Source organism: Hamadaea sp. NPDC051192, from assembly GCF_040682475.1.
Taxonomy (GTDB): Bacteria; Actinomycetota; Actinomycetes; order Mycobacteriales; family Micromonosporaceae; genus Hamadaea; species Hamadaea flava.
In genome coordinates this window covers 1-10,964 of the sequence record NZ_JBFBAZ010000200.1, presented here as the reverse complement: position 1 = coordinate 10,964, position 10,964 = coordinate 1, and the positions used below count along the sequence as shown (strand labels likewise).

Sequence of the window (10,964 nt, the reverse complement as noted above, 5' to 3'; positions counted from 1 at the left end):
TCTAGACACCTCAGAACGTAGGAGCAGCAACGGCGTGCGCTGCGTTACGACACATCAGCTACCCACACATGTCGGTGGAGAGCCCAAGATTCGACGCGGATCCCTGATCCGGCGAAGTAGGGAAGAAACTGACGGCGGTCATTGACTACCGGTCTAGACCGGAATATCGTCCGTCCATGCTTCGTCATCGACGTCGTTCATTTCTTGCCGGATTGCCGGCACTACTTCTGGTCGTGGCTGCCACCGTCGTAGGTGGAGTGAGCCCGGCACGGCCGGCCCAAGCTGCCGGTCCGTATCCGAAGTCGATCGATCTGGGCCGCCCGCCGGTCAAGGGGGTGACGGCGGCGGGTGGTGAGACGGCGCGGATGTCCGACGGCAAGGTCCGGACGTGGCTGGCGATCAGCGGTGCGCCGATCGAGGGGGATCCCGCTTACCTGGCCGAGGTGGATCCGTTCGCCGGGAAGATGCTCGCCCGCTATCCGCTGACCGGAGCCGAGGGCGCGTGGGGCGTCTCCGTCAGCGCGGACGGCAAGTACGTGTACGTCACGACCTACGGCGAGGGACACGCGTTCCGGCTGACCTACAGCGGGCGTACGCTCACCGACCTGGGCGCGCCCTCGACGGGGACCAGCTTCCTCTGGGAGGGCGACACCGACGACCAGGGCAACCTGTGGGTCGGCACGTTCCAGGGCTTCATCAAGCCGGCTCCGGCGGGCCTCTTGACGAGCTGGTCGCCGGGGTCGAACTGGACGACGCGCGCTAGTTACGGCGACACCTACCACTACGTGCGGTCGGTCGAGTACGCGCGCGGCCAGGTGTACGCGGGCCTGGGCCAGTTCACGAAGTTCGTGCGCTACGACCCGGCGACCGGGGTGAGCACCAACATCCCGCTGCCGGCCGGCGTACCGTCCGACATGTACACCTATCAGCTCGACGACGCGGGCGACTATCTCTACGTCTACTTCGTCGGCGGGACGTCGTCGCCGAAGGCGTGGCTCTACAACCTCGTGACCCAGCAGTGGGTCCGCGAAATCCCCGGATACGCCGGTCCGACCGTCTCCGACGAGGGCAGCGACGGGCTGACCTACCTCGCGATGTCGGGTGAGCTGGTGGGCTACGACGCCGACACCGGGGCGGTGACGCACACCGGCTTCGGCATGGGCGCGCCGAAGGGCATCCAGCGCGTGGTGGACCCGGCGACCGGGCACGAGATGGTGGTGTCCGGGCAGGCCGACGGCTCGATCCTCCGCTACGACCTGGTCACTCACACCGGTTCGGCGGTGAACTGGGTCGACGTCGGCTTCCAGCCGGTGCTGACCTCCTTGCGATCCCTCGGGATCGGTCCGAACGGCTGGGCGTACCTGGGCGGCTATTTCGCGGGCGGCTTCGCCGGGTACGACCCGGACGCCGAGGCGTGGCACGAGTACCGCTGGGCGCATCAGGCCGAGGGGATGGCCAGCCACGGCCGCAAGCTGTATCTGGGGGTCTACCCCAACGGCGCGCTCTACGAGTACGACCCGGCGTTGCCGTTCGACTCCGCCAATCCGCGCAAACTCTTCGACCTGCAAGGCTACGGTCAGGAGCGACCGTGGACGGTGATCTCGGCCGGGAAGTACGTGGCGGTCGGCACCAGCCCCAAGAACTCCCAGACCGACGGCGCGGTCACGCTGTATGACCCGGCGACGGGTGCGGTCCGCGTCTTCAACGGCATCGCCGGCGCGGGCGAGATCAGCTCGCTCGTCTACAAGAACGGGGTGCTCTACGGCGGCACGCTGAACTGCTGCACCATCGCGCCGCAGAGCAGCGGCAAGATCTTCGCCCTCGACGTCGAGACGGGAACGAAGCTCTGGCAGGCCACGCCGCTCGCGGGTGAGCTGGGTGTCAACGGGCTGGCCTTCGGCTCCGATCCGAACGTCCTCGTCGGCGTCACCGCGGGCAAGGCGTTCCGCTTCAACGTCACCACGCGCCAGCTGCTCAGCAGCACCACGCTGGTCGACTACACCTGGACCACGAGCTTCAACCCGCGCGCGGTCAATCTCACGTTCGACTCGCGGGACGGCTACCTCTACGGCACGGCCGTGGGCACCTTCCTCAAGCTCAACCCCACCACGCTGGTGAACTCGGCGCCGGCCGGCATGAAGGGCGGCCTGTTCGCGGCCTCGAGCAGCAGCGGCCGCAAATTCGCCACCCAGTCCGTCGCCGTGGGCACTCATACGGAGAACCACCTCATGATGACCCAGTGGTACGGGCGACCGGCCGCACCGGTCATGTTGTCCGGCGCCACGAGCGACGCCACGATGAGCCGCTGGACCTCGACGATGACGGCGTTCCAGTCGGGCCAGGGCTGGATCCAGGGTTCCGGGTACGACCTGTCGAAGGCGGGTGATCGGCTGGTCTCCGGCGACTTCACCTGCGACGGCGTCGACGATCTCGCGGTCGGCTTCGACACCGGCGGCGCGCTGCGGTTCGACGTCTGGGACGGCACGGCGCTATCGGCCGGGCCTAAGGTCTGGGGGACAGCGGCGGTCACGCCGTCGTCGGTGGGCAACCGGATGGCCGCCGGGGACTTCGACGGCAACGGCTGCACCGATCTCGCGCTCCTCGAGGCCGTCAGCGGGACGACCGGAGCCCGGATCCACCGGTTCCTGTCCGACGGGGCGGCGCTGACGAAGACGACCTCCGGCGACTGGAGCGTGGCGAGCGGCTACGACCTGACCAACGTGGCCGGCCGGTTCGCCGCCGGCGACGTCGACCGAGACGGCCGCGACGACCTGATCACGGCGTACTCGTATGGCACGTATTTCCGATTCCACGTCTGGAACGCCGCGACTGCCTACAGTGGACCCAACGGCTATTACCAGTCCGGCGGATTCGATCTCGACAATGTGGCGGATCGGATGGTCGTCGGGGACTTCGACGGCGACGGCGACGACGAGCCCGCACTGTTCTACACGTACGGGGGCAGTCACGCCCGGCTGTTCCGGTGGAGTGCGAGCGGTACGCAGTTCACCCTGGCCAGCCCGGACTGGGAAGTCACCTCCGGATACACCCTCAGTGAAGTGGGCAATCGAATGACGGTCGGAGACGTCGACGACGACGGACGCGAAGACGTCATCGTGGCGTACGACTATGGGCCTGATTTCCGTTATCACGTCTGGCTGAGCGGATGGTCCTACACCGGCCCGGCGGGCTGGTACGACTCCGGAACGTTCGACGTGGACCTCGCCGGTGGCCGAGTGGTCATGGGCGTCTGGTGATCCCGCCGGCCCGGCCTCCCCCGGGAGGCCGGGCCGGAAAGTCAGATCTTGACAGCGGGGCGTCGCTAGTAGACAGTCCCTCCCATGCTTCGTCGAAGAACGTTTTCCCTGCTAATAGGGCTAATAATGGTCGCGAACGCAGTCGTGCAGATCGATGCACGAGGGCCCGCGACGGCGGCGCCGGGGTCGTTCGCGGAGACCGAGTTGTGGGACGCGACCGACACCGGCGACCCGTACGCCCGCTTCCACGTCCAAGCCTTCGCCGTCCTCCCCGACGACACCGTCCTGGCCGTGACCGAGGGCCGGTTCACCGACGCCGACGCCAGCGAGAAGGACCTCGTGCTGCGGCGGAGCACCGACGGCGGGGCGACCTGGTCGGTGAGTGTCATCGTGGTGCCCGACGATCCCGCGCTCACCAACGACATCGGCAGCCCAGCGCTGATCGTGGACGCGCAGACCGGCTCGGTCTTCCTGTTCTACCGGGGCATCTCGCCCGCGGTCTACTACAAGCGCAGCGACGACAGCGGCCTCACCTGGAGCGCCCCGACGAACCTGGCCGCGCTGTTCACGACGAACCCGAACGGCTGGACGAGCCAGAGCCCGACGCCGGGTCACGGCATCCAGCTGTCCACCGGCCGGCTGCTGCTGCCGTTCGGTCACCGCGCGCCCGACCCGGACCCGAACTACGGCGACGACGCGATCTACAGCGACGATCACGGCGTGACCTGGCAGCGTGGCGCGCCGGTGCCGTTCTCCGTGGACTATCCGATCGGGGAGAGCCGCGTCGTGGAGCGCGCGGACGGTTCGGTCGTGATCAACGGCCGCTGGGGTTCCGGCGGTACGCATCACCGCCTCACGGCGATCAGCGCCGACGGCGGGGCCACCTGGTCCCGGCAGGCGGTCGACGCCGCGATCCCGCAGTTCGTGGCGGTGGACGCGGGGCTGATCAAGTACACCGGCGGGACGGTGAACCGGTGGCTGCTCAGCCGGCCGGACGCGTCCGCTCGCGAGAACCTGACCGTCTCGGTCTCCTACGACGAGGGCGCGAGCTACAAGTACAGCCGCGTGGTCAACGCCGGGCCGTCGTACTACTCCGACCTCGCCCGGCTCTCCGACGGGACGATCCTGCTGATCTACGGGCGGGACGGCACCTCGCGCGGCTTCCCTGAGCGCATCTCCGTGGCCCGCTTCGACCTCGATTGGCTCACGAGCGGCCGCGACAGTCTGGCCGCCGGGCCCGGCTTCACGCAGACGGCGTACGAGCTGGCCACCAGTTCGGCCCGGACGGACACGGGCGCGGTGCCGACGCTGACCTCCGACGTGCACGCCCAGGGCGGCAAGCGCGTCCAGTACGCCCCCACGGCGGACGGGACCTACGTGGAAGCGCCGTTCACCGTGGCGACGGCGGGCACCTATGCGCTGTCGGTACGCCACGATCGCGGCTCGGATCGCGGGAAGTTGCGTACGTCGGTCGACGGGGTGGATCTCCCGTATGGCCGGGTCGATCCGACGATGACGATCGGCGACGGCTACCAGGTCTACCCGCTCGGCTCGATCTCGCTGCCCGCCGGCGCGCACACCATTCGGTTCACTGTGGATGGAGTGGGCCGGAGCGGCGGTCGCGTCATCGCGGCGGATCAGCTCGTGCTGACCCAGGGCGGCGGCGCGGCCGACGGCGTACGCACGATCGCCGACAACAACGCCGCCGCGAGCTTCGAGCTGACCGGCACCTGGCCGGAGGCGTCCACGCCGTTGGGTTACTACGGCCAGTTCTTCCGTACGCACGCCGCCGGAACCGGCACGGCCGTCGCCCGCTGGCGGCCCGAGGTCCCGGCGACCGGGGTGTACGAGGTGGCCGTCTACTACCCGCCGGGCGTGGCGACGGCGAGCAACGCCCCCTACACCGTGAACCATGCCGACGGGTCGACGACCGTCCGCGTCGATCAGCGGTCGGAGGGCTCACGCTGGGTCGTGCTCGGGGCGTACTCGTTCGTCGCGGGCGACACGGCGACCATCGCGCTGACCGACGACGCGAACGGCACGGTCGTCGCCGACGCCGTACGCCTCGTGCGGCTGGGCGGCGTCGCGGACAACGACACGGCGAGCTTCACCCAGGTGTCCGGGGCGTGGAACAACGCCACCGGTGTGACCGGCTACTACGGCGTCAACTACCGCACCGCGCCAGCCGGGACCGGAACGAGCGTCGCGAGCTGGACGACGGACGTGCCGGTGGCCGGGGTGTACCAGGTGGAGGCGTGGTACACCGCGTCGTCCAACCGGGCGACCAACGCGCCGTACATCGTCAACCACGCCGGCGGGTCGGCGACCGTACGCGTCGACCAGACGACTCGCGGTTCGCAGTGGGTGCCGCTGGGCGCGTACTCGTTCGCCGCCGGGACGGCCACCGTCTCGTTGTCGAACGACGCCGACGGCTACGTGGTCGCCGACGCCGTACGCCTTGTCTCCCAAGGGATCGTGGGCGACAACGCGGCCTCCGGCTTCACCGTCGTGTCCGGGACGTGGAACAACAACGCTTCCGGGGTGGCCGGCTACTACGGCTCGAACTACGGCACGAGCGTGGCGGGCACCGGCTCGTCGCGGGTCCGCTGGACGCTCAGCGTCCCGGCGGACGGCGTCTACCAGGTGGCCGTCTGGTACACCGCCGATCCGAACCGCGCGACCAACGCGCCGTACCTCGTCGCCGGCACGAGCGGCACGACGACGGTGCGCGTCAATCAGCAGGCGCGCAACGGCCAATGGGTGTCGCTCGGCGAGTTCTCGCTCGCGGCGGGGACGACGACGGTCGACCTGACCAACGACGCCGACGGTTACGTCGTCGCCGACGCAGTGCGCTTGTTGCGGCAGCGCTGACGGGCGGCACGGGCGACGCGGTCGCCACGGATGTCCTGGGCGGCGAGGTTTCGGCCTCGCTGTCCAGGGCACACCGTCGGCATGCGGGAACGTCATTCTCAGCTCACCGTCGGCGACGCCTCGATCCATGTGGTCGAAGCGGGTCCGGCCGGCGCACCCTCGTTCGTGCTGCTGCACGGCTGGCCGGAGAGCTGGCTGGCCTGGCGACCGGTGATGACCCGGGCCGAACCGGACGCCCACGTCGTCGCGGTGGACCTGCCGGGCGTCGGCGAATCCAGCGGATCGACCGGTGGCACCAAGCGTGACCTCGCCCGGACCGTGCACGACCTGGTCACCGCGCTCGGGCTTGAGGACGTGACGCTCGTCGGGCACGACGTCGGCGGCATGATCGCGTACGCGTACTGGCGGATGTTCGGCGACCTGGGCCGGGCGGTGATCATGGATGTCGCCGTTCCCGGCGTGGCCCCCTGGGCCGAGGTCGAGCGCAACCCGAGGATCTGGCATTTCGGCCTGCACCAGGTTCCCGGATTGCCGGAGGAGCTGGTGCGCGGCCGCCAACGCGCGTACTTCGACTTCTTCTACGACGCGTTGGCGGCCGACCCCGCCCGGATCGAACCCGAGAGCCGCCGGGCGTACGCCGCCGCGTACGCGTCCGACGCCGCCCTGACCGCGGGTTTCGACTGGTATCGCGCCTTCCCCGACGACGCGAAGGACAACGCGGACACCACCGAGGTACGCACACCGCTGCTCTACCTACGCGGCGACCACGAGCCCGGCGACCTCGACGCGTACGCCGCCGGGCTGCGCGAGGCCGGAGCATCCACTCTGGAGTGCGCCCGGATTCCCGGCGCCGGTCACTTCACCCCCGAGGAAGCGCCGGACGCCGTCTGGTCGACCGTCAGCCGGTACGCCGAGCGAAGTCGGCGGTCCAGTTGACCTCCCAGGTATCGCCGCCGTCCGGGGAGAACGACTGTTCCCAGCGCGGGTGCTCCGGGTCCACGGCCGTCCACCGGTAGCGGACCCGGATGGCCTGGCCGTTCCAGGTGTCGTCGCATTCGAAGGTGCCGACGTTGTCCTCGAACCGGCCGACGACCGGCTCGTCGAGCATGCCGCCGGAGGTCTTGGACGCCCACCAGATCCGCCAGGTCTTCTCCTCCGGGTTGTACAGGCGCAGCGTGATGCCTTCGAGGTCGCGCTCGGGTGAGCGCAGGACGTCGAAGACGCCGTTGCCGTCCAGGAGCACCTGGCAGTCCAGGGTCGCGTCGAATTCGTACCACTCGTCGCTTCCGTCGAGGATCTTGACCAGGCGACGCTGGCGGCTGGTCCAGGTTCCGGTGAGGAAGTCGAAATCCGTGTTTCGCATGTCTGAGACGCTAGGGGCGTACCCCTGACATGTTCTGTCAGTGGTTTGCGGGAAACTGAGATCGTGCGAGCCGATCGTCTTGTCGCCCTCCTGCTGCTGCTCCAGTCGCGAGGCCGGCTCAGTGCGGCCCAGCTCGCGGCAGAACTGGGCGTCTCGGTCCGCACGGTCTACCGCGACACGGTGGCGTTGAGCACGGCCGGGATTCCGATCTACGCCGACCCGTCCGGTTATCAGCTCGTCGCCGGGTATCAGACCCAATTGACCGGACTGACCGCCGACGAGGCGCGCGGGCTGCCGCTGGCCGGGCTGCCCGGGGCGGCCGCCGCGCTGGGGCTGGCCGAGGCGGTCGCGGCCGCCCAGCTCAAGCTCACCGCCGCGCTTCCGCAGACGCTGCGCGAACGGGCCACCCGGATGCGCGAACGGTTCCACCTCGACACGCCCGGCTGGTATCAGGACGCCGACAACTGCCCCTACCTGGCCGAGGTCGCGGACGCCGTCTGGCAGCAGCACCTCCTCGACGTCGAATACGAGAACTGGAAGGACGTCGCCCAGCACCGGCTCCAGCCATACGGGCTGGTACTCAAGGCGGGCAAGTGGTACCTCGTCGCGCACGCGCGCCGCGGTGTGCGTACCTTCCGGGTCAGCCAGATCCGGGCGCTGACCGTGCTGTCCGAGCGGTTCGACTGGCCGGCCGGGTTCGACCTGGCGGCGTACTGGCAGGAACATATTCAGGACTTCCGCGCGCGCCTGCACCGCGGCGAGGCGCTGGTGCGGTTGGACCCGGCGGCGGTCGACAACCTGCGCCACTTCCTGGGCCAGGCCGTCGCGGACGCGGCGGCCGCCGGGGAGCCGCAACCGGACGGCTGGCTGCTGGCCCGCCTGCCGATCGAGTCCGAGACCCACGCGACCCGCGAGTTTCTTCGCCTCGGCCCGGTGATCGAGGTGCTCGAACCGCTGACGCTGCGCGACCGGATCGCGGCCACCGTGGCCGAGCTGGCCCGCCTTTACGGCTGAGCTCGGCTCCGACTACCTATGGCGATACGCACGGTGACCGCGGTCACCGTGCCCTCTCACGCTCCGTGATCTTCCTGTTACCGTTGGATCAATGACCGACTATGACGCCCTCGCCGACGTGGACGTGGAGTCGTTCGATCGGCACCTCACCACGCTCGAGAACAGCCATCCCGACCAAGGCGCCGTCGGCGTCCTCGCCCTCGACGTCGAACTGCGCACCGCGTACCGGCGGGCCCTGGTCGCCCGGGACGAGGCGGCGGCCTTCCTCGTCGACCGGCACGACTGGTCCTACTCCGACACCGCCCAGGCCACCTGCGGGCATCGCAGCCACGCCGAGCGCATGCACGTCGTGGTGGGCTGGACGCGTACGCCGGACCAGTTGGAACGCCCCGGCGTGCTGCTCACCCGCTACCAGCACCTGGCCGTACGCCTACGGCAGCTGATGACCCGGTCGCACACGCTCGCCACCCGTGCGCTGCCGTGCGCCCGGATCGAGCCTTACCTGCCCGAGGATCCCGTCGAGCGGGTGGCGCACTGCGCCCAGTGGCTGCGCTTCCTCGACATGTACGCCAGTTCCACCCTCGCCGCCCGCCACCTGCACGGGGCGATCCTCGTCCGCCACCACAACTGGCGCCTCGACCACGTCGCGTCCATCGCGCGGGCCGACGCCGGGCAGATCGCGGTGGCCGGAACGGCGGCGCAGCACAGTCCACCGTCCGATGCGGACAGTGACCTGCTCCGGGAACTGGCCGGCGTAGGGGATGTGCTCGCCTACAACTCCCGGCGACTGTCCGCCGCCAGAGCCGAGGCGGTCAGCGACTGCCTGAACGCCGGCGTGCCGCGCCGGGTCATCGAGGCCTACGGCGGCGCCCTCGCCACCTGACCCTGCGAGCGTTGATCATGGAGTTTCCGGCTGTGACACACCGGCGAGACCACGGTTAACTCCATGATCAACGGGGAGGGTGGGCGGGCGGTGGGGTGGGCGGGGGCGCGGGGTGGGCGCGGGGTGGGCGGGGGCGCGGGTGGGTGGGGCGGCGGGGTGGGCGGGAGTGGGGGTGGAGTGGGGGGCGGGTTATTTGCGGGCGTGGATGCGTTCGATGGAGCCCGCCTTGAGGCGTTCGGCCTCGACGACGTCGAACGCGGCTTGGCGTACCAGCGGGAGCTGGCGGCGGGTGAAGTACTCGCCGAAAGCGCGGATGGTGAACCGTTCCAGGAGCCACTGACCGGCCCGGATCGGCGGCCAGGTGCTGCCGATGTGGTCGACCAGGAGCAGGTCGCCGCCGGGCCGCAGGACGCGCCGCATCTCGGCGACGGCGGCGGGCGGCCGCGGGATGGTGCACAGCGAGAACGCGCAGACCACGGTGTCGAACGAGTCGTCGTCGAACGGCAGGTGCTCGGCGTCGCCTTCCCGCAGATCGGCTGCGATGCCGAGGTCGGCCGCCCGGCGGCGGGCGTACGCCAGCATCTCGGGGCTCAGCTCGATCCCGGTGACGGTGACGCCGGGCCGGTAGTGCGGCAGATTGCGGCCGGTCCCGATGGCGACCTCCAGCACCCGGCCCGAGGCCCGTTCGCCGAGCCATTCCCGGGCGCCGGTGAACCAGATCCGCTCGAACAGCTGGATCTGGCGGTCGTAGCTCGGCGCGGACTTGTCCCAGACCCGCTTCTGCCGTGCGGTCGGCGTCTCCTCCATGGTTCCCCAGTGTGTCACCCGACGGCGCGGTCGAGCCGGCCTAGCGCGCCGACGGCGGCCCGGCGTACGCCGAGGGGCATCAACGCGGCGCGTCCGGGGATGCGGATGCCGCCGGTCAGCGCGACCCGCGTACGCCCGTCGGGCGCGGCGGTCGCTGCCATGCCGAGGAGCAGGAACCGGCTCTGCGCCCAGAACCACCCCGGCCGGTGTACGCCGATCAGCCGGGCGCGGAAGCCCCAGCGGCTGCGGGCGAGGAGTTCGATGTGCTCCCCGTCGCGGGCGATGACGCGTACGCGGCGCATGTCGGGTTCGATGAGGCCGAACGAGCCCTCGAAGTCCGACAGCACCGCCCAGACGTCGTCGAACGGAGCGGCGACGACCCGCTCGGTCACCGCGGCTCCGCGTACGCCCGCCGCGAGCGCCCGGAAGCGCGCGATCTCGTCGAGGCGAGCGGTCGGCCACTGTGGAGCGTCGCTCATTCGGTCCACGCCTTTCGGAAACTCGCCCGCGCTCGGGCGAGCCGGGATTTCACGGTGCCTTTGGGTACTTCGAGCATCGCCGCGACGGTCTGTTCGTCGAGGTCTTCCAGATCCCGGAGCACGAGGATCGCCCGGTGCTCCGGGGAGAGCCTGCGCAACACGTCGTGGACGTCGGCGGCCAGCTGCGGATCGCCCCGGGCCGGAACCGAGGGCACCCTGTACGCGCCCCGCGCCGATTTCGTCGACCTCAACCCGACCAACATCGAGGGCGCGGTGGTGGTGAAGTCGAT

9 protein-coding genes are annotated in these 10,964 nt (G+C 70.0%); 5 read left to right on the top strand and 4 right to left on the bottom strand.

Annotated elements, in window-relative coordinates:
• Positions 1-257: 257 nt before the first annotated feature.
• The 3 genes from AB0M47_RS39860 (at position 258) to AB0M47_RS39850 (ending at position 7,064) form a co-directional block, all read left to right on the top strand.
• Positions 258-3,257, top strand: a complete 3,000-nt coding sequence (locus tag AB0M47_RS39860) for a hypothetical protein (RefSeq protein WP_363423493.1) — start codon at positions 258-260, stop codon at positions 3,255-3,257.
• 144 nt (positions 3,258-3,401) lie between these two features.
• A complete protein-coding gene (locus AB0M47_RS39855) occupies positions 3,402-6,128 on the top strand; it encodes an exo-alpha-sialidase (RefSeq protein WP_363423491.1) in 2,727 nt (908 codons plus the stop codon).
• A gap of 81 nt (positions 6,129-6,209) precedes the next feature.
• On the top strand, positions 6,210-7,064 hold the full coding sequence (locus tag AB0M47_RS39850; protein WP_363423489.1) for an alpha/beta hydrolase: 855 nt from the start codon (positions 6,210-6,212) through the stop codon (positions 7,062-7,064).
• Here AB0M47_RS39850 and AB0M47_RS39845 read toward each other — a convergent pair.
• Positions 7,027-7,491 carry a hypothetical protein gene (locus AB0M47_RS39845; RefSeq protein WP_363423487.1) on the bottom strand — a complete coding sequence of 155 codons (465 nt, stop codon included), beginning with the start codon at positions 7,489-7,491 and terminating at the stop codon, positions 7,027-7,029. The two genes, AB0M47_RS39850 and AB0M47_RS39845, sit on opposite strands and share 38 nt — an antisense overlap.
• 63 nt (positions 7,492-7,554) lie before the next feature.
• Between AB0M47_RS39845 and AB0M47_RS39840 the strand changes: the two genes are divergently transcribed.
• Positions 7,555-8,505 carry a WYL domain-containing protein gene (locus tag AB0M47_RS39840; protein WP_363423485.1) on the top strand — a complete coding sequence of 317 codons (951 nt, stop codon included), beginning with the start codon at positions 7,555-7,557 and terminating at the stop codon, positions 8,503-8,505.
• A 91-nt stretch (positions 8,506-8,596) separates the two neighbouring features.
• Positions 8,597-9,388 carry a hypothetical protein gene (locus tag AB0M47_RS39835; protein ID WP_363423483.1) on the top strand — a complete coding sequence of 264 codons (792 nt, stop codon included), beginning with the start codon at positions 8,597-8,599 and terminating at the stop codon, positions 9,386-9,388.
• Positions 9,389-9,577: 189 nt separating this feature from the next.
• Here AB0M47_RS39835 and AB0M47_RS39830 read toward each other — a convergent pair whose 3' ends face one another.
• From AB0M47_RS39830 to AB0M47_RS39820, 3 genes are all read right to left on the bottom strand, one after another.
• Complete coding sequence (locus tag AB0M47_RS39830) at positions 9,578-10,195, bottom strand: methyltransferase domain-containing protein (RefSeq protein WP_363423481.1); 618 nt, start codon at positions 10,193-10,195, stop codon at positions 9,578-9,580.
• A 14-nt stretch (positions 10,196-10,209) separates the two neighbouring features.
• Entirely contained in the window at positions 10,210-10,674 is a 465-nt protein-coding gene (locus AB0M47_RS39825; protein WP_363423479.1) for a hypothetical protein, read from the bottom strand.
• On the bottom strand, positions 10,671-10,964 hold a 294-nt coding region (locus AB0M47_RS39820; protein ID WP_363423477.1), incomplete at its 5' end, for a sigma factor-like helix-turn-helix DNA-binding protein. The genes AB0M47_RS39820 and AB0M47_RS39825, both read right to left, overlap by 4 nt.